The organism is Shinella daejeonensis, assembly GCF_024281235.1.
In the GTDB taxonomy this organism is placed as follows: Bacteria; Pseudomonadota; Alphaproteobacteria; order Rhizobiales; family Rhizobiaceae; genus Shinella; species Shinella daejeonensis.
Genome location: NZ_JAHWXY010000002.1, coordinates 821,448 through 839,825, shown reverse-complemented (window position 1 = coordinate 839,825; position 18,378 = coordinate 821,448). Strand labels below are relative to the sequence as shown.

The 18,378-nt window shown below is 58.5% G+C and carries 22 protein-coding genes, 2 tRNA genes and 1 pseudogene; 6 read left to right on the top strand and 19 right to left on the bottom strand.

Going from position 1 to position 18,378, the window contains the following annotated elements; all coding sequences use genetic code 11:
- Positions 1-108: 108 nt before the first annotated feature.
- Positions 109-1,566 (top strand): hypothetical protein, encoded by a 1,458-nt coding sequence (locus tag KYK29_RS10595; protein ID WP_254690844.1) that lies wholly within the window; start codon positions 109-111, stop codon positions 1,564-1,566.
- A gap of 33 nt (positions 1,567-1,599) precedes the next feature.
- Here KYK29_RS10595 and KYK29_RS10590 read toward each other — a convergent pair.
- Positions 1,600-1,805, bottom strand: a pseudogene (locus KYK29_RS10590) (flagellin); the annotation flags it as partial.
- A gap of 105 nt (positions 1,806-1,910) precedes the next feature.
- On the opposite strand from KYK29_RS10590, the gene KYK29_RS10585 reads away from it, so the two are divergent.
- Entirely contained in the window at positions 1,911-3,521 is a 1,611-nt protein-coding gene (locus tag KYK29_RS10585; RefSeq protein WP_367880985.1) for a recombinase family protein, read from the top strand.
- Here the strand turns inward: KYK29_RS10585 and KYK29_RS10580 are convergent.
- From KYK29_RS10580 to KYK29_RS10530, 11 genes are all read right to left on the bottom strand, one after another.
- Complete coding sequence (locus KYK29_RS10580) at positions 3,496-4,806, bottom strand: tyrosine-type recombinase/integrase (protein WP_254690842.1); 1,311 nt, start codon at positions 4,804-4,806, stop codon at positions 3,496-3,498. The genes KYK29_RS10585 and KYK29_RS10580 overlap by 26 nt on opposite strands.
- A 190-nt stretch (positions 4,807-4,996) precedes the next feature.
- A tRNA-Phe gene (locus tag KYK29_RS10575) sits at positions 4,997-5,072 on the bottom strand.
- Between the two features lie 166 nt (positions 5,073-5,238).
- Positions 5,239-5,448, bottom strand: a complete 210-nt coding sequence (yacG, locus tag KYK29_RS10570) for a DNA gyrase inhibitor YacG (protein WP_254690841.1) — start codon at positions 5,446-5,448, stop codon at positions 5,239-5,241.
- A 4-nt stretch (positions 5,449-5,452) separates the two neighbouring features.
- Complete coding sequence (locus tag KYK29_RS10565; RefSeq protein WP_254690840.1) at positions 5,453-6,073, bottom strand: Maf-like protein; 621 nt, start codon at positions 6,071-6,073, stop codon at positions 5,453-5,455.
- Between the two features lie 61 nt (positions 6,074-6,134).
- A complete protein-coding gene (infA, locus tag KYK29_RS10560; RefSeq protein ID WP_004435948.1) occupies positions 6,135-6,353 on the bottom strand; it encodes a translation initiation factor IF-1 in 219 nt (72 codons plus the stop codon).
- Between the two features lie 143 nt (positions 6,354-6,496).
- The gene (locus KYK29_RS10555; protein WP_254690839.1) at positions 6,497-6,961 is read right to left on the bottom strand and encodes an arsenate-mycothiol transferase ArsC; all 465 of its coding nucleotides are present in this window, start codon (positions 6,959-6,961) and stop codon (positions 6,497-6,499) included.
- A gap of 4 nt (positions 6,962-6,965) precedes the next feature.
- Positions 6,966-7,442: a UPF0262 family protein gene (locus tag KYK29_RS10550; protein WP_254690838.1), complete on the bottom strand. Its 477-nt coding sequence runs from the start codon at positions 7,440-7,442 to the stop codon at positions 6,966-6,968.
- A gap of 2 nt (positions 7,443-7,444) precedes the next feature.
- A complete protein-coding gene (gene hisD / locus KYK29_RS10545) occupies positions 7,445-8,743 on the bottom strand; it encodes a histidinol dehydrogenase (RefSeq protein ID WP_254690837.1) in 1,299 nt (432 codons plus the stop codon).
- Between the two features lie 48 nt (positions 8,744-8,791).
- Complete coding sequence (locus tag KYK29_RS10540) at positions 8,792-9,229, bottom strand: DUF2948 family protein (protein ID WP_254690836.1); 438 nt, start codon at positions 9,227-9,229, stop codon at positions 8,792-8,794.
- 99 nt (positions 9,230-9,328) lie between these two features.
- On the bottom strand, positions 9,329-10,621 hold the full coding sequence (murA, locus tag KYK29_RS10535) for a UDP-N-acetylglucosamine 1-carboxyvinyltransferase (RefSeq protein ID WP_254690835.1): 1,293 nt from the start codon (positions 10,619-10,621) through the stop codon (positions 9,329-9,331).
- Between the two features lie 155 nt (positions 10,622-10,776).
- A complete protein-coding gene (locus KYK29_RS10530) occupies positions 10,777-10,986 on the bottom strand; it encodes a hypothetical protein (protein WP_437437241.1) in 210 nt (69 codons plus the stop codon).
- A gap of 139 nt (positions 10,987-11,125) precedes the next feature.
- Between KYK29_RS10530 and KYK29_RS10525 the strand changes: the two genes are divergently transcribed.
- The 3 genes from KYK29_RS10525 (at position 11,126) to KYK29_RS10510 (ending at position 12,814) form a co-directional block, all read left to right on the top strand.
- Positions 11,126-11,200: transfer RNA gene (locus KYK29_RS10525), tRNA-Thr, on the top strand.
- A 255-nt stretch (positions 11,201-11,455) separates the two neighbouring features.
- Positions 11,456-11,944, top strand: coding sequence for a hypothetical protein (locus KYK29_RS10520; protein WP_254690833.1), 489 nt, complete (start codon positions 11,456-11,458; stop codon positions 11,942-11,944).
- Positions 11,945-12,181: 237 nt separating this feature from the next.
- Positions 12,182-12,814 carry an SOS response-associated peptidase gene (locus tag KYK29_RS10510; protein WP_254690831.1) on the top strand — a complete coding sequence of 211 codons (633 nt, stop codon included), beginning with the start codon at positions 12,182-12,184 and terminating at the stop codon, positions 12,812-12,814.
- Positions 12,815-13,347: 533 nt separating this feature from the next.
- Here KYK29_RS10510 and KYK29_RS10505 read toward each other — a convergent pair.
- The 7 genes from KYK29_RS10505 to KYK29_RS10475 form a co-directional block, all read right to left on the bottom strand.
- A complete protein-coding gene (locus tag KYK29_RS10505) occupies positions 13,348-13,701 on the bottom strand; it encodes a hypothetical protein (protein WP_254690830.1) in 354 nt (117 codons plus the stop codon).
- Complete coding sequence (locus KYK29_RS10500) at positions 13,698-14,063, bottom strand: hypothetical protein (RefSeq protein ID WP_254690829.1); 366 nt, start codon at positions 14,061-14,063, stop codon at positions 13,698-13,700. Before KYK29_RS10500 ends, KYK29_RS10505 begins: the two co-directional genes overlap by 4 nt.
- Positions 14,064-14,187: 124 nt before the next feature.
- Positions 14,188-14,490: a hypothetical protein gene (locus KYK29_RS10495; RefSeq protein ID WP_254690828.1), complete on the bottom strand. Its 303-nt coding sequence runs from the start codon at positions 14,488-14,490 to the stop codon at positions 14,188-14,190.
- A gap of 63 nt (positions 14,491-14,553) precedes the next feature.
- Positions 14,554-14,859: a hypothetical protein gene (locus KYK29_RS10490; RefSeq protein ID WP_254690827.1), complete on the bottom strand. Its 306-nt coding sequence runs from the start codon at positions 14,857-14,859 to the stop codon at positions 14,554-14,556.
- On the bottom strand, positions 14,856-15,509 hold the full coding sequence (locus KYK29_RS10485) for a lysozyme (protein WP_254690826.1): 654 nt from the start codon (positions 15,507-15,509) through the stop codon (positions 14,856-14,858). Before KYK29_RS10485 ends, KYK29_RS10490 begins: the two co-directional genes overlap by 4 nt.
- Before the next feature lie 87 nt (positions 15,510-15,596).
- Complete coding sequence (locus KYK29_RS10480) at positions 15,597-16,184, bottom strand: phage antirepressor N-terminal domain-containing protein (protein WP_254690825.1); 588 nt, start codon at positions 16,182-16,184, stop codon at positions 15,597-15,599.
- A 678-nt stretch (positions 16,185-16,862) separates the two neighbouring features.
- Positions 16,863-17,672 carry a LicD family protein gene (locus KYK29_RS10475; RefSeq protein ID WP_254690824.1) on the bottom strand — a complete coding sequence of 270 codons (810 nt, stop codon included), beginning with the start codon at positions 17,670-17,672 and terminating at the stop codon, positions 16,863-16,865.
- A 54-nt stretch (positions 17,673-17,726) separates the two neighbouring features.
- Between KYK29_RS10475 and KYK29_RS10470 the strand changes: the two genes are divergently transcribed.
- Positions 17,727-18,338 (top strand): class I SAM-dependent methyltransferase, encoded by a 612-nt coding sequence (locus KYK29_RS10470; protein WP_254690823.1) that lies wholly within the window; start codon positions 17,727-17,729, stop codon positions 18,336-18,338.
- Positions 18,339-18,378 lie beyond the last annotated feature (40 nt).

Here is an 18,378-nt window from a genome sequence, read left to right as displayed (position 1 = left end):
GTTCGTCGTCTTGCTTGTCATAGACCCTACTTCTCACGAGTTGGGGTCTCCGGCAAAGCCGGGGCGGTTCATTCCTGTTAATCTACAACGCTAGGTAACGGAGGAAACATGTCCATTTTTGCATCAGAGTTCCCGGTGAAGCGCAAAATCAATCGCGCGGAATTCGTCTCTCAAGTCCTCGCATGGTTGCGCGGGAACAATTTCAGTCGTGTTCTTGATGAGGCAAAAAGCCGTGATCTCGATGGAACATTTGCTCATCTTAAAGCTGAGAACGGCGAGGAGTTGATTTTCAGAGAACTTCCCGATGGGGCGGCTTCAGTCGCAATCGGGTTTCGTCATGACATGCCAGATGAAGAAGGTCGTCTATGGCGGACTGAGGCAGTACTAGTCGGACAGCGCGATCGAAAAGGGCCGGATTTAATCCGATTGCGGACGCAGTGTATAGCTACTGGACCGACCGTTCGTGCCGATGTTCCTAAAAAGCCTTATCTCATAAAGACTCTCATTAAGGATGGCTGGGGCGAAGAGGACGGGTTATTCGCGATATCTGATAGTCCGATTTGGCTTGCGGACGATCAAGAGGGGCTCGAAATAGCCAGCGCAGTCACTAACGCCACTGCGACAAATTATCTTCCAGTTGTCTATATCTCCGCCACAGCATCTTCAAAGTGGGCTATGAGCAAAGCCATAATTGAAAAACTGGCCTATGAATTGGGTGGTATTGCTCATGTCGTCGTTGAGCCCAGCCGTGCGTTCTCATTTACACTACGAGAGATCACCCATGGTGTAAATGTCTATGGTGGAAGTGTCGGCATATCTGTGCCCAAGCATGGCATGCTTCGGCAACTCTTCATCGGTCGTACTCTACCGGATGAAGACGCTCTCCACCGCGAAGTCAGAGTGGTGTCGACCGCCATCAGATCACAAATGGCTTCCGAAGGGTGGGATTGGATCGACTTGCAGGAAGCTAGTCTTCGCGATCAACGAACACGCGAGCGAAATAGACTGTCTACCCAAGACATCGAAGCAATTTATCTGGAGGAGATCAAAGCAAAAGAGGAACGAATAAAAGATCTTGAGCTTCAATTATCCGAACGACCGATCACAGCCTCGATATCCAGAGATGAGGAAACTTTGCTGGATATTGAGTTCGTGAAGCGTATCGGTGCTGAGATTTACCCTGGAGAGTTTTCTGATCGTGTTCGAGCCAGCATAAAGGACTGCCTTGCTCGCTCTGAAAATGATGGTTTAGATAAAAGAAGTTTTCGAATTCTTGATGAATTGTTGAAAGCAACTAGCTTTTCCGACAGCGCAACAGAACTACGCGAGGAGCTAAAAAGAGCAACAAAAGACCCGAAGAAAGTAGCTTCACGGCTCCAGGACGTTTTGAAACGGCATGGTTATGCGGAAAAATCGGACAACAAGCATATAAGGATGGAACCCAAAGCTGGCTTTGAGGGGCTTGATAGCATTACGTTACCAAAAACACCAAGCGATCATCGCGGTTTGAAAAATCTGTGCAAGCAAATTGAGAAAACGCTGGGAATCAATAAATTTTCCGAATGATAAAGGGTCGTGTGCAATAGGAATTGATCGGAAAAATAGTTGTAGGATATTTTCGGCATCGCTATTGGCGATCTGCAGGGACTGAAGCGCAAGTTGCTCCTGTGCCTGTACGCCTTGAGCCGGGTCGAGGCTTCGTCCATGTCGGCGTCCACCAGAACGCCAATGCCCTTGTCGATGCTTTTCATGAAAGTGCGAACAAATGTCGTCTGCATGTCGATACGCGTTTTGAGCGCGCCGAGAATTGCAGCTGTGCCAATCACGTCGGCCGACACGGTTTCGATATCGAGAAAAGCCAGTTCGGCCAGTGGCTCGATGCTAACCACAATCTCCATTCCTCGGGTTCGGTGCGGGCCTATTCCTATGTCCGTATGAGCACCCGCAAGCAGCTTCGCGGCGACAGCCTGCGCCGGCAGCTTGAACGGTCGAAGGCCTTTGCGGACGAACACTCCCTGCTTCTGGGCGATAGCTTGCAGGACCTTGGTGTCAGCGCATGGAAGGGCCGGAACTTCAAGACCGGCGCGCTCGGCCGGTTCCTCGCGATGGTCGAGAGCGGGCAAATCCCGAAGGGTAGCTATCTGCTGATCGAAAGCCTCGACCGGCTGTCGAGGGAAGCGGTGCCGGATGCGCTGACCCTGTTCATGGCGATCATCAATGCCGGCATCGTCATTGTGACCTTGGGCGAGGATCGGCAGATTTACAGCCGAAGCGGCCTCAACGGTGACTGGACGAAACTGATCATCGGCCTCGCGGTCATGTCGCGCGGCCATGAGGAGAGCCGGACGAAGAGCGAGCGCATCCGGGCAGTCGCCAAGAGAAAGCGGGAACAAGCCCGTGAAGGCAAAGGCCATATCACCAGCATCACGCCCACATGGATAGACGCCGAGCGGATCGACGTGAGCCGCTATGCCTTCACGCTGAACCATCACGCCGAGACTGTCAGGGCCATCTACGAGATGGCGGCACGCGGGCTCGGTGCGACGGCAATTGCCCGCAAGCTGAACGCGGACGGCGTACCCGCCTTCAAGAGCAAGGACGGCTGGTATCAGAGCATCATCAAGGCATTGCTGCTCCGCGCCGATGTCATCGGAACGTTCCAGCCGCATCGGGTCGTTGACGGCAGGCGCGTTCCGGATGGCGATCCGATTGCCGGTTACTTCCCCGCCGCCATCGACAAGGATTTGTTCCTGCGCGTGCAGGCGATGCGCAGCAATCCCGGCCGACCCGGACGCAAGGGCAACACGTTTGCCAATCTCTTCACCGGGCTTTGCCATTGCACACATTGCGGCGGGCCGATGACGATGAAGATCAGCCGGGCCAAAGGCAACGAGAACGGTCGCTATCTCGTCTGTGCGAATTATGTACGCGGACATCGCTGCAAGGATGGCAAGCGGCACTTCCGGTATGAGCCGCTTGAAACGGCGGTTCTCGATCACGTCAAGGAACTGAACCTTGCAGAGAGTTTGGCGGCCAGGCATCGTGGTTTCGGCAACGAGGAAACCGATGATCGCATTGCGGCCCTGAAGCTCGATCTGGATGCGATTATGCGGAAGGAGCAGCGCTTGCTGGCAGCACTGGAGGACGGTGATAGTCCTGTTACGAGCATCGTGGATCTGTTGAAGGAGCGCCAGCGGCAGCGGCAGGAGATCGAACGGCAGCTACGGCATGCTATTCAGGAGAAAGCCAGCCACCATGCATGGCGTGCTGGCCCCGTGCTCGAAGCCGATCACGTCGGCCGGCTTCGAAACGCATGGGAGCAGACGGCTGACGAAAACACTCGCTACCTGCTGCGGGCGGAAGCGCATGCCGCAATACGGGAACTGGTCTCCACCATTGATTTTGACGCGGAAGACGAGACGATAACCTTGGCCGTCGCGAATGGTGTGTCGACATACAGGCTTGGGAGAGACTGCGGACAGCCTAACCGAACGCTCAAAATCGGGTGTGCTCCGGTTTGAGTTTGTCTTTCAAGCGCTCCACATCAACCTGACCGTAATGCTTGTCGATCACCGCGATGGAGGTACGAGTGTTGCGGGCTACATCATACACATCGGCGCCGCTCGCGATCATTTCCGAGATGTAGTAGTGGCGTAGGGAGTAGGTCGTGCGGGATGCACCACGATAATCCTGTTTCAGCCCACAGGCATTCAGGAGTTCCGCGAAACCTTTCTTGAACGACTGAATACGCTTGCCCTCCCGGTCAGCAAAAACCGGATCGTCATCATTGGGCTCCCGGCCGACTTCATCTATGAATTTGTCCCACAGCGTATGCACCCAGGAAATCACGCTCGGCAGCGGCACCAGTGTTCCATGTTTGCCCTTACCCTGCACTTGGAAGCGGACGTCTCGGTCGCGGACTGGTGCGTCGCGGGTTGCTCGAAAGCCGACGATATTTCCCCAGTTGAGGTTTTTCATCTCTGTGGGCCGCATTCCCGTTCCCGCACCGATTTCGATATAGGCGTGAAGCTTTATGCGGTCTGAAAGAACATGCTGGTTCTGCCTATGTTGCAGCCAGACGCGACCATCGCGGGAAAGGATTTTCCGGCCACTCGGAGCAGGATGAATTCGCTCCAAGCTCGTGGTGATGAGTAGCGCGAATTCCTCCGGTGTGAAACTTGGCCTCCGATTGTCGGTGCGCTTTCGAACCTTGATGTCGGGGATTTCAATCTTGCCCATATAACCCCACTTTAGGGCCTGCTGGAAAAGGGCGCGGACGATTACGAGTTCACCACGCTGGCGGCTCACCGAAGGAACTTCGTGCCGCGCCGAGCGGCGCAGGATTTTGCCACCGCGCTCATAGCGGATGTACAAGATGTCCTTGCCCGGTCCCGTCGTCCAATAGGTCCGGCGCCATTCGATATAGCGCTCGATATCCGGTTCACGGATTGCATCGATAGGCTTGTCGCCGAAGAAACCGACGAGATAACGGTGGATGACCGGCGGCCAGTCACGGGGCTGATATTCGCTGCGATCGCCACGCTCGCTTTCCGTTTCCACGAGCTTGATGAACTCTTCCGCAACTTCATGAAAAGGACGGACAGTAGCCGTCAGTCCATTTTTTACGCGATAGTTCGCCTCGCTCCATATCTGATATGCCCGGTGATGAGCTTCATCATAGTTATCGGTTTCGAGGCTCTTTCTGATCTGCTTGCCGCCGGCAGAAAACCGCACGGACCAAATGGTGCCACCGGGGCGCTGGAAAAGGGTAAAGGGCGGTTTGGGCTGCTTCGCGCGCTGCAACATGACACTCTCCAAGTGGTTACGCTGCTAGCACGCCTGCGCTAAAACTGTGCTAACGCGTGACCGTGGCACGCAAGGCAAGCCTTGAAGGGAAAGAGCAATTTTGCGGGGTGTGCTAGACGTGTGCTAGCGTATTTCCAGCACATGCGGGCTCAAAGAGCTTTTCAAAAATTCAATGATTTTAAAGGCTTAATGGTGCCCGGAGGCGGATTTGAACCACCGACACGCGGATTTTCAATCCGCTGCTCTACCAACTGAGCTATCCGGGCATCTGACCTTCCGGGGAAGGCGCGGGGCGGTTGATTTCGCCCCGGAAGCGAGCGGGGTTATAGCATCTTGCAAAAATGTGTCCAGTCCCATCAGGGCGTTTTTGCCGGAAAAATCTCTGCTTTCCAAGACGTGGAAAAGGTTGCCTTTTCCGCGTCCCGCCGAGGCTCAACGATCCTCTCCTTCCTCCCCATTCCCCTCCCCGCCGGCAGGCACGACATAAGCGCCGGAAAGCCAGCGATTGAGATCGACGTTGCGGCAGCGATCCGAACAGAAGGGATAGTGTTCGCGCGCCGAAGGCCGCCGGCAGTTGGGACAGGGGACCGCCTTGCGCAAAGGAGCGACCGTTGCCGCAGGTTGACGTTTGTTGTCTGTCATCGTGTCAGATATCCGCCCAGCCGGCCTGCACCTTGAAACCTTCGCCGGACAGCAGCGCGAGCGTCTCGTAAAGCGGCAAGCCTACCACATTCGTATAGGAGCCGACCAGTTTGACGACGAAGCTGCCGGCGATGCCCTGGATGGCGTAGCCGCCGGCCTTGCCGCGCCATTGGCCGGAGGCCAGATAGTTCTCGATATCGGCGCCGGAAAGCCGCTTGAAGCGCACTTTCGTGTCGATGACCTTCTGGCGCACCGTGCGATCGGGCGTGACGAGGCAGACACCGGTGAAGACACGGTGGTTCCGGCCGGACAGAAGGTGCAGCACGCTCGAAGCCTCGTCGATCATCTCCGTCTTCGGCAGGATGCGCCGGCCGACGCAAACGACCGTATCGGCGGCAAGAATATAACGTCCGGACAGCGACGGATCGTCCTTGAGGGCTGCGAGCGCCGCCTGCGCCTTGCCCGTCGACAGACGGCGCGCCAGCGATCGGGGATGCTCCGACCGCTTCGGCGTTTCGTCGATATCCATCGGCATCAGGCGTTCCGGCTCGATACCCACCTGCGCGAGCAATTCCACGCGGCGCGGCGAGCCGGACGCCAGGATGAGCTTCTCGTTTTGCGCCATGAAGACTCCGGAAATCGAAGCGCCGGGGAACCGTCGTCCAGACCGCGGCGATACCGCCGACTTACTTGAAACGATAGGTGATGCGGCCCTTCGTCAGATCGTAGGGCGTCATCTCGACCAGCACTTTATCGCCGGCCAGAACGCGGATGCGGTTCTTGCGCATGCGGCCGGCGGTATGGGCGATGATCTCGTGCTCGTTTTCAAGCTTCACGCGAAACGTCGCATTGGGGAGAAGTTCGGTCACGACACCGGGAAATTCAAGGACTTCTTCTTTTGCCATCTTGTGATGATATTCCTGTAGGATGAATTCAGGCGGCCGGATGCCACCGTGAAAAATTCGCCGGAACCTACACAATCCCCGGGCTTTTGTGAACACCGAAGCGCCGGGTTTCTGCTTTTCGTGGCGGCAACGAAACGTTATGCTCACTCTTCCGCCGCAAGCCGCCTCCGGATGAGGCTCTTCAACTGCTCACGGACATCGCGATAGGCCGAAAGAATCTGATCGCGGGTGCCGGTCGCCACCGTCGGATCGGGCATGGGCCAATAGATGACGTCGACAGCCATCGAGCGCGTCAGTTCGAGCGCCGCATGATGCGCTTCCGGCGCAAGCGTCACGATCAGGTCGAAATAATCGTCTTCCAACTGTTCGAGCGAATGCGGCGCATGGCGGCCCAGGCTGAGCCCCACCTCCGCCAGAACGGCATCGACGAAGGGGTCACGCTCTCCGGGCCGAACCCCGGCGGAAGCGACATAGGTCCCCGCCGGCAGGCATTCGCGGGCCAGCACTTCCGCCATGGGCGAGCGGACGGCGTTCATGCGGCACATGAAAAGGATCGAGCCGGGCATCCGGACCTTCTCCGCCTTTGCGCCGGGGGGCAGGTCCGTCATGGCGTCAACCGCGCCAGTAGAGCACGCAAACGAGCGTGAAGAGACGGCGCGCCGTATCGAAATCAAAGCGGATCTTGCCGGAGAGACGGTCCATAAGGGTCTGCGAACCCTCGTTGTGAATACCCCGGCGCCCCATATCGATGGCCTCGATCTGGCTTGGCGTCGCCGAGCGGATGGCCTGGTAGTAGCTTTCGCAGATCATGAAGTAATCCTTCACGATGCGCCGGAACGGCGTCAGCGAGAGGATATGGGTCGCCACCCCCTCGCCGCTTTCCGTGCTTATGGCGAAGACCAGCTTGGAATCGATCAGCGAGAGGTTCAGGCGATAGGGGCCTCCGGAATGACCGGCGGGCTCGAAGACGTTGTCCTCGATCAGGTCGAAAATGGCCACCGCCCGCTCGTGCTCGACATCCGGCGTGGCGCGGCCGATCGTATCGTCCAGCACCACATCGCAAAGGCGAAAGCAGCCCTTTCCGGCCATCGCTAACTCTCCGGGTTCAGCCTTATGGCGACCGAGCGCGCATGAGCGCCGAGACCCTCCGCCCGTGCCAGCGTGACGGCGGCAGGGCCGATCGCCCGCAATTGCGCCGGGCCGAGCCGGAGGATCGACGTGCGCTTCATGTAATCGAGCACGGAAAGACCGGAGGAAAAGCGCGCCGAACGCGCGGTGGGAAGAACGTGATTGGAGCCGCCGACATAGTCGCCGATCACTTCCGGCGTATGGCGGCCCAGGAAGATGGCGCCCGCATTGCGGATCTGCGGCACCAGGGCGTCAGGCTCGGCGGTCGCGATCTCCACATGTTCGGCGGCGATGCGGTTGGCCAGCGGCACGGCCTTTGCAAGATCGGGCACGAGAATGATCGCCCCGAAGTCGCGCCAGCTCGCCGCGGCGGTCTCCGACCGCTCCAGCGTCGTCAGCTGCCGCTCGACCGCCACCTCCACGGCGTCAGCCAGCGCCGGGCTATCCGTGACGAGGATCGACTGCGCGCCGGTATCATGTTCGGCCTGCGCCAGCAGGTCGGCGGCAAGCCAGTCCGGATCGTTGTCTGCATCCGCGATCACCAGGACCTCGGAAGGGCCCGCGATCATATCGATGCCGACCGTGCCGAAAACCTGCCGCTTGGCGGCCGCGACGAAGGCATTGCCGGGGCCGGTGATTTTCGCGACCGGTGCGATGGTCGCGGTGCCATAGGCGAGCGCGGCCACGGCCTGGGCGCCGCCGATCCGGTAGATCTCGTCAACCCCGGCAATCCGCGCAGCGGCAAGAACGGCCGGATTGACCGCCCCCCGGCTGGCCGGCACGACCATGACGATGCGCGGCACGCCGGCGACCTTGGCCGGAATGGCGTTCATCAGAACCGAACTGGGATAGCTCGCCGTTCCGCCCGGAACATAGAGGCCGACGGCGTCGATGGCCGTCCAGCGCGAGCCGAGGCCGACGCCGATCTCGTCCTCGTAGAGGTCATCCTCCGGCCGCTGGCGGGCGTGATGCTTTTCGATACGGCCGGCGGCAAGCTTCAGCGCCTCGACGATGTCGCTGTCGACGGAGGCCAGCGCGGCATCCAGTTCCCCGGGCGACACGCGCATGGGCAGGACCGAAAAGTCGATCCCGTCGAATTTGCGGGTATAATCCGCAAGCGCCGTATCGCCGCGCTCGCGGACGTCCTCGATAATCGCGCGGACGGTCGCGTTCACATCTTCGGAAACTTCGCGCTTGGTCGTCAGGAAGGCGGCGAACTGCGTCTCGAAACCCTCATTGCTGTAATCGAGCCTGATCGCCAATTTTCCCGTTCCTGTCGCCGGCCGGCGCAAGGCGCGCCGGATATTGCCTCAAACCGCCGGATGGCGGGGTTTCAAGCTGGTTTCCCACGCTCCGCCGGTATCCGCAAGCTGTAGTTCCACACATTCCACATCGAGCGCGATGGAGGCCTCGCCGGAGAGCAGGACCTCAAGCGTCCCCTCCGGCCCCTCGCCCTTCGGCGTGAAATCGAGCGCAAGCATCGAGAAGACGGCATCGCCGTTGCCACGGTCGATACCGATCGTTCGCACAGCGTTCACCCGCTTGATCGCAACGACGGAACGGCGGCGCTCGAAGGTTCTGCCGCGCGGCATGGCCTTTTCCCAGACGAACCGGTTTGCGACGATCGAGAAGACGCCACGCCGGGCGTCGTAGGCAAGGCCTTCCGTCTTGAAGACCGCGTCCTGAAGATGGGCGGAAACGACGGCAAGATCTTCCGTATCGAGGGCAAGCAGTTTCAGACTGTCCATGGATCCTGTCCTTCCGGGACGGTCCCGTTCGGGGCCGTCTGCTACCCTATCGAGATAGGATTTCCCGCGCCTGTCCGCAACGGCGGCGGGCAATGAAGGTCACTCGCTGACGCGCTCGACGATCGCACCGCAACGCGTCAGCTTTTCCTCCAGCCGCTCGAAGCCGCGGTCGAGGTGATAGACGCGCGACACCAGGGTTTCCCCCTCCGCCGCAAGGCCGGCGATGACCAGCGACACCGAGGCCCTGAGGTCGGTCGCCATGACCGGCGCGCCGCGCAGACGCTCGACGCCCTCGATCTTGGCCGTCTGGCCGGAAAGCGAGATTTTCGCTCCGAGACGGGCAAGCTCCTGCACATGCATGAAGCGGTTCTCGAAAATCGTCTCGGTGATGTGCGAAACGCCGGAGGACTTGGCCATGAGGCCCATGAACTGCGCCTGAAGGTCCGTTGGGAAACCCGGGAAGGGATCGGTGACCACATCGACCGGCTTGATGTCGCCGCCGTTGCGCACGACGCGGATACCGCTTTCAGTCGAGGTGATTTCGGCCCCCGACCGACGGATCGCCTCAAGCGCGGTCTCGAGCAATGCGGCGTCCGTGCCTTCCAGAAGAACATCGCCGCCGGTCATGGCCACCGCCATGGCATAGGTGCCGGTTTCGATCCGGTCGGGCAGAACGCGGTGGCGCGCGCCGGAAAGCTGGCTGACGCCCTCGATGGTGATGGTGGGCGTGCCCGCACCGGAGATTTTCGCGCCCATGGCGTTGAGGCAACGGGCAAGATCCTGCACTTCGGGTTCCTGCGCGGCATTGCCGATGACGGTAACGCCGCGCGCGAGCGTCGCGGCCATCATCGTCACATGGGTCGCGCCGACCGAGACCTTGGGAAAGGTATAATGCGTTCCGATGAGGCCGCCCTTCGGCGCCGTCGCCTCGACATAGCCGCCGTCGATCTCGATCTTCGCGCCGAGCGCCGTCAGCGCCTCGATGAAAAGATCGACCGGACGCGTGCCGATGGCGCAGCCGCCGGGCAGCGACACCCGCGCGCGGCCTTCGCGTGCAAGCAGGGGGCCGATCACCCAGAAGCTCGCCCGCATCCGGGAGACGAGTTCATAGGGGGCGGTCGTGTCGACGATGGTGCGCGAAGTGAAATGGATGGTGCGCGAATAGCCTTCGCTCTGGCGCTCGCGACGGCCGTTCACCGAGATATCGGCGCCATGGTTTCCGAGGATGCGGATCAGTTGCTCCACATCGGCCAGATGCGGCACGTTCTCCAGCGTCAGCGTGTCGTCGGTGAGCAGCGAGGCGATCATCAGCGGCAGGGCGGCATTCTTGGCGCCTGAAATCGGAATGATGCCGTTCAGCGCGTTGCCGCCTACAATTCGGATACGATCCATGTGCGATTACGGGCCGCGCCCGCCTTTCTCAAAGAATTCCGGCTTTCGGAGGTGGCGGCCTCTTTAGAGCATAGCGACGAGAAAATGAAGCCCGCCGCCGAACGGCGGCCTTTGCCCGAGGCAGCCCTCCTTCCACGGAAGGTTGCAGCAACCTCTCAACCGTCCGATTCGTCTTTTTTTGCGGCAGGCAGGCCAAAGGTCTCGTCGGCGTCGCCGGCGCGGCGCGCACGCGCCTGCTGCTTGCGGCGCTGGAGATTGTCCCGAAGCGTCCTGGCGAGCCGCTCGGCCCGCACCTCCGCCTCGGTTCTCCCGCCACGCCCCTTGCCCGCACTCTTTCCATCGCCATCGCTCATATCCTTCCTCATAGCGAAATTCGCGGAATGAAAAAAGCATGGCGGGCGAACAGATTTTGTTGGCCAATCCCGACATAGCGGCTTGCACTGCCGCATAACCTGTGGCAATAGGCCCTCGCCTCACACAGAAGCACCCGCTGCTTCACCGGACGCTGCTATAGCTCAGGGGTAGAGCACTCCCTTGGTAAGGGAGAGGCCGAGAGTTCAAATCTCTCTAGCAGCACCATTTCCCGAGGGGTTTGCGCCTACCATATCAAGCCTCTGCGCAGAACAGTGCAGGAACGCGCGTAGACTTACGGCACAGATATGGCACAGCCTGTTCCCCACACGTTCCGTCACTGCCTGAACCACGCCGCAATTTTCATCACTGACTCCCCGAGCATCACTACATCGCTTGACCTCGTCGATCATTGGAACATATTGAGAACGAAACCGGCAGGCGGCGGCCGATCGGAAACCACGGGGCAAGGGTTTTGAAATCTTGGCGTTACAATACAGGCGAGATCCGCCCTCCCCGGCCGCCGGCCTTGAGGACGAGGACAATTATCAGATCGAGGTCTGGGACCGCGAGGGCGGCGAATTTCTTGGTTTTGCCCTGAAGACATCGATGAGCGGCGTCGTGCATGGTGCTTTTCGGGAGGCGGTCGAGCGATACCCGGGAAAGTACCTGGTGCAGACAAATGGCCCCTACGCCATCAAGGCGGTCACCGCGCCCACGGGTGAGCCGGATCAATTCGGCTGGATTTCGGGAAACGACGTCGCTCTCGAAGGGCTGCCCGAGTGGTACGGGCTGGTCGCGAAGTGCAGTTGCGGAAATATGGCGCGCATCGATCGGCACGATCCGAAGGTCAGCCGCTGGAAGGGCTATCCGCTCAGCGCAATCGCCGCGAAACTGAGTTGCAGCGAGTGCAAAAAAGCGCGGCGCGATGGATCGTCGATCGAACTCGGCCTATACAAATTGCCCCGATGAGGCCTAAAAGCGCACTATGGCCATAGACGATCGCACCGACACCCGCCCGCCTGCACCGATCCACGAAGAACACTGGTGCGAGCATCCAGGCTGCAACAAGTGGGGAGGCCTCGGCTTTGCGAGGTCGGCGTCCGAACGGCCGCGCTGGTGGTGCTCGGAGCACTACCCGCACTGGACCGACGCGGAGCGGGAGAGGCGCACCTTGTCGCCGTAGGGCGGCCGCCCTATCCTCCCTGTATGTGCAACCTCTACAACATCTCAACCAATCAGGACGCCATCATCGCCGTGACGCGGGCGCTACGCGGCGATATCGGCAACCTCGAACCATCGCTGGACGTCTACCCCGACCGCCCCGCCCCGGTGATCCGGAGCATGGGAGGCGAACGTGAACTGGCGATGCTGACGTGGGGTATGCCGTCGCCGCCATTTGTCACCAAGGGTCGGCCGGATACCGGCGTCACCAACATCCGTAACACCGAATCCGCTCACTGGCGGCGCTGGCTCGGCCCCGAAAACCGATGCCTCGTGCCGTGGACCACGTTTTGCGAGTGGGAGGACACCAGGCCGAAGAAAACCAAGCGATGGTTTGCGCTGGACGAAAGCCGGCCGCTGGCTTTCTTCGCGGGGCTCTGGACAGCCTGGAGCGGCGAGCGCGGTTCGGCGAAAAACCCACGCTCCGGCGAGCACCAGCTGTTTGGGTTCTTGACGACCGCCCCAAACGCTGTCGTCAAGCCAATCCACCCGAAAGCGATGCCGGTGATTCTGACAACCGCGGAGGAGCGAGACGTGTGGATGCGTGCGCCGTGGGACGAGGCCAAGGCCTTGCAGCGTCCGCTTTCGGACGATGAGTTGATTCTGTTGCCGGCCTGACCAGCAGGTCAAGCGCGCCCATCCGCACAAGCCTCCAGCCCACCCCTCATCCCTGCCTCGCTTCCAGCCCGGCCAACGGCCTCGTTGAGTTTTGGGCAGTCGGCAGCATTCTATCGTAACGCATGGAACCAAGGCCGTAGCGTCGCATTTTTCTCAAAACAGGAGATAAGCGATGATAGGTTCTGAAAAGGCGACACAGACGCCCGAAGTCGAAGATCCGCATCCAGGAAGCGTTTCTGACGGAACGCACCCTGAAGCCGCAAAAGGAAATCCTCCACGGCCAAACAAGCCGTCGCGCGATAGGCCGGAAGTGAAAGAGATCACCGAGAAGAGGACTTACGCCGAAGCGCCAAGGCATCCCACAAAGTCAGCCGGAGCCTCCTGACACCCAGCAAGACTCGGGGACACAGGCATCGCAGACTAACGCCCATGTTGATCCTTAAATGCAACAAAAAGCCCGCCACCACGCGGCGACGGGCTCCACGCTTGGTGTTCAAGCCTAGCCTTTTACAGGAAGCGTGTTGTACTTGCGATCAGTTTAGAAGCGGAGCCAGAGGGTCATAGCCAGTTTTGGGATCGGGTCCGCCTGCTCCACCGCGGCCGGGAGTATAAGCTCCCCTTCCACTCACCCCCATTGTCCCTGCTATATCTCCGACCATGCCGCCCATGTTCGGAATTGGAGTTTGAGACGGAAGCCGACCAGATGCAACGGTCGGCTTGATGCCGGATTTTTTTACTCTTTCGGAAATTTTTGCAGTGACGCTTGCTCCCGCAGCCTGGAGGTAAGCCTTGAACTTAGCGATCAGGGTGTTGTCTTCTGCCATGGCTGGCGCAGCCATCATAGACGCGGCGACAAACGCCAAAACAACCATTGTTTTTTTAATCATGGCTTAAGCTCCACAATATCCTTGATGGTGTTTTTTATGACCTTATCCGACTCTCGAATCAGTTTTTGGGCGGTAAGACGGCGGTAGTTCTCATTCACATTTGCACGGCCAGAAAATGTATTTCTGTACCCATACTGATAGAGCGCGTTTCTGCGAGACGAGCAATTCTGAAGTGAGCGCTCGACCTCATCATCGAAGTTTACGTTCTTCCCAGAATTTCTTTTGAAAAAATCAGTGATCGTACAGCCCATATAGGCATCAGCGACCTTTTCGGCTTCCGCGTCAGGCAAGTCAGCGGTTACGCATCCTGCAAGCATGCTAGCCCCGACCACAAATCCGAATGGATGGATGATTCTCCGCATAAGCCCCTCCTTTTTGGCACGCGGAATGTAGAGGCTCCCTTTAAACGGGTAAATAGTTTTCCATGTTAGGCTCACAACTCACTTGTCACCACTCCCTCAATATGTGTCAGCGACCTTCTGATCGTCAGGGCGAAAACCCACCCTTCATAAGGAAGCTGACAACGCCCGCCCCGATACCGCTGATGAGCAACCATGTAATTCGGGAGAGGACTTTCTTGATGTCGCTCACAGAGTTTTCGAGGCCGGAAAACCTGGTGTCGATCCGGGCGTCCATGGCGGTCCACTTCTCATCGTGACGAGCGGATTCGATATCCTTTTGCCGCTGCCAGGATTCGATGGCGGTGATACGTTGCGTGTTGCTCTGTATGGTGTGCTCTGCGCTCACCATGCGGCTGCGAAGATCGGGGTCGGCTTCCGATGGGGTCATTTCCAGCATCCTGCTTTACTGCCATGCGCGTTGTGAGAGGCCACCTGGTTGGCGAACTGTCGGTCATCCATCGTTATCTTGAGAGCGCTTTCGAGCGTCGGCGTCAGCTTCCGCCAACCGTCGCACGCATTCCCGCTCGTCGTCTTCGAGCAGCCCGAGATGACGGCACAGGCCAGCAAGATCGGAACGAGATATTTCGTCATCGGTGGCGCTCCTTTCGCGCAGGACTTTGACGGATTGTTCAAGGGCGGCCGTTGCAGCCAACTGGCGGCCTTCGCGCTTGCCGAGGTGATGGGCGATCGGTGTGACCAGCGCGGCACCAAGGAGGGCAGCGCCGGCCAGCTTCGCAGCGTCGAGGATGCCGATCATGTCGGGTTCATCCGCTTGCGAATGAAAAAGAACAGCGCCACGGCAAACGAGACAACGAGGATCACCGCGAGAGCCCATTGCAGCGGTCCACTGCCAGCGCCAGCCAGACCAAGCGTCGACAGGATACCCGCAAGCCAGGATACATTCTCCTTCGTCGCGATAGGCTCTGCCGCAGGCTTTGCCGGGATGTTGTTGCTCGCGACAAACTCGCCCTTCGCCCAAAGACCTGCTTCGGCCGAGCGGCGATTGACAAGGCCCTGCACCCGCTTGCCGCCGGCGTTGACCCACTTCATGAGTTCCGCGGGGACAGCATCGTAATCGCCGGCATTGAGCTTCTTCAGAAGCGTGGACTTGTGCAGTGCGCCGGTGTTGAAGTCGAAAGAGACGAGAACGGCGAACTGGTTGTCGGTCAGCGGCACCTTGACGAGGCGCTCGACGCGCTCTTCAAACTTTCCGAGATCGGAGCGCAGGATGTCTTCCGCCTCCCTGTCGCTGACCCGCATGCCCTCCTTGACGTAAGGCACGCCGGCCGCGCTGGTATGGCCGTATCCGATGGTCAGGACACCGCCGACGTCACGATAGGCGACGTTTCGTTTTCCTTCCCATTGCTTGACGTGCGAAAGCCCCGCCGCGTTGATGCGTCGTGTCATGGTGATGCTCCTTTGTTGGGTCTAGCCAATCCGGCAATAGAAAAGGCGCCCCGAAGAGCGCCCTTGAAGGTGTGGTAGACGTAATAGTCAGGCCGCTGGTGAACCCGACGCCGACTTGATCGCGTCGTAGTCAATAAAGCTCAGCTGCCGCGGATCGTGCTGCATTGCCGGAACGACCGGCAGGCCGAGACGAAACCAGAGCTGAGCCGCCGCCTGGGTACCGAAAACCTGACGGCTTTCGTTGACCATGCGGAGTTTGACGCTCTCGTTTTCGTGCGGGTCGTCGACGATATCACCGCTCTTCTCCGCTGAGACGCCGGCCGCCTTTCCCAGAAAATGCTTGGCGAGGACGCCGTAGCATTCACGCTGATAGACGATCACTTTTTCACGCACCGCATCGTCCTTGATCCGCGACGTGTCGATGGTAAAGAGCCAGCCGTTGACCAACTCGAGCTTAAGGCAGACGGCATCCTGAGCGCCGCCGCGCCCGAAAGGTGTGGTCATGATAACCATACCTTCGGAGAGGATCGGGTCACGCTTCACGCGCTGGAGCTGCGCCGACCAATCCATTCCCATGCTCTCGACGATCGGCTTAAGTGCAACAAACACACCGTCATCGTTCTCGAAGCCGTAGAGATCATCTCCACGGAAGTTGACACTCACAATGGTTCCCATGATATGGGTCTCCATGTTTTCTGGCGCGCTAATCGCCAGGGACCAAAGGGGATGGGGCGGTTGGCAACGATGGGGGTCCAATCCAATGTGCCAACCGCCCCGCCGTGTTTAGCGCCACGGCATTCGCCGCTAAGCGAATCTTCTATTTTCTCGCCGAACTACCTATACGAATGCAAATGTGAAGACTGACTTTTCCACGTTCATCTTCAATATTTGTTCTTCATTTGATCTGAGCTTTGCATTCGATTCGTCGAAACACCGATCGCACGCCAGCGAAGAACGCTGCGCGGTTCATGGTCATATCCTCGATGTTGAAAGATGTGGATGACGTGTCGTCAGGTCGCCGCCAAAGGCTCTCCTAACGTTTCGTTAAGCTGATGTGCTCACGTTAAGGCGCGGTTAGGACCATGCCCTGGCCCCCCTAGCCGCAGAAGCCCCGGACGATGCAGGTCGCCGGGGCTTCGCCGTGCACGGATGTCTCGGCTGGTTACCGCAGCAAGTCTAACGGCGCACCCGTAGCGTCAAATGCTACACGGATTGCTCCGACATCAAACTGTCATGTGGACCAGCTACACATCGGTCTGAACGAGGGATCTGGATAGATGAGAACCGAAGACCACGAAGCGCTCGCAGCAAAACATCGCGATGCAGATTTCTCTGATCTCCTTGCGGACGCTGCTACGATGTTGACTGATCGGAAATCAGATCCTCAAAACCCAGCCCGCCCCACTTGTGGCCAAACATCGGATCCGGAACGCGCCAGTTCGGACCGTAAACCTTAGATAGGTACGCCTCCATGTCGGCAGGAGCATCTATCTCGACCCCAAACACATTCATGAGTTTGGAGGGAAAGACATCCGTAAAAAGGATTTCCTTTCGCGGCCCAGGATATGAACTGATAAATTCGCCCTCCTGCAAGGCCACGAAAACATCAAGGGCATAAGGCTGCTGGCCGAATTTGAGGTGTCCTGGATGCTTTCCGAACGTGTATATGTCTGCCTTCCCGGAAAAGGCCTCGCGAATCGCGGTTAGAGCTGACGGAAAATCAGGATGAACACTGGTTGGGATGGCGCAGATCAGATCCACGTCGTCATCGTGCGGGATCAAATCACCTTCTCTAGCTATACCGAGCGCGGTTCCATAACCAATCGTTGCGCTAAAGCCCATTTGGCTCTGAAGTCGGTCGATGACTAATTTAGCGAACCGAATCAGTCCTGCCTTCTCTTCCTCCGACCAAAAGCGAAACGTGCGCTTTATGCCATGGATCGACATCTCACGGCTCTTTTCGGCCAGAACGTGCTCATTAATAAAGTCCCTAATCCTTAACTGCTCTTCCCTTGGAACCTCCCTCCAGGAAGCGCCTAACGCCCTAATCGCCGCTGCCTCATCACCGTATTGCAAGGCACCCGTAATCGTATAGAGGCACTTCAGTCCCGCTTGGCTGAAATCTGGCAGTGATTTTTCGCTCATTGTGGTTGTACCATTCATTTAAAAAAGATACCTGTCCTTACTAGTACAGGTTGACAATCGCAAGGAGCATTCATGGACACGAATTACTGGGATCGTTATTATACGGGCCGCAGTGCACCCATTTTGCCATCTCAATTCGCAGTTTTCATCCTTGGCGAATATCAGCCTGATACGGTACTGGATATTGGATGTGGTTCAGGACGAGATAGCTTCTGGTTTGCTCAGCAAGGTATACCGACAATTGGCGTCGACGGCAGTCAAGCGGCTGTCGATATGTGCAACGAACGTGCCAACGGTACGGAGCACCTTAAGTTCGTTCAAGCTGATATAGCCGCCCCGGGGCTTGCTGATCGACTGCTGGGAGAGACGCAGGGCTCGACCTTGATCTACGCACGCTTTTTTCTTCATGCGATTAATGATGACGGGCAAACAGCGTTCCTTCAACAGGCGGTTCAGATTCTGAAAACCCGCGGCGGTATTTTGGCAGTCGAGTACCGCACTGTACGTGATCAAGCTTTGGCTAAGGCGACGGATGATCATTATCGCCGTTTTATCGAACCCGCAAACCTCGTCGCAGAAGCCGCCCGCATGGGCCTCAGGTGTAGTTACGCTGTCGAGGGGTTTGGCTTTGCCAAATACAAATCTGACGACGCGTACGTAGCACGGATGATATTTGAACTTTAGTCGCATCGAGAGACGGACTGCGCTTGCCTTTACTGAAACG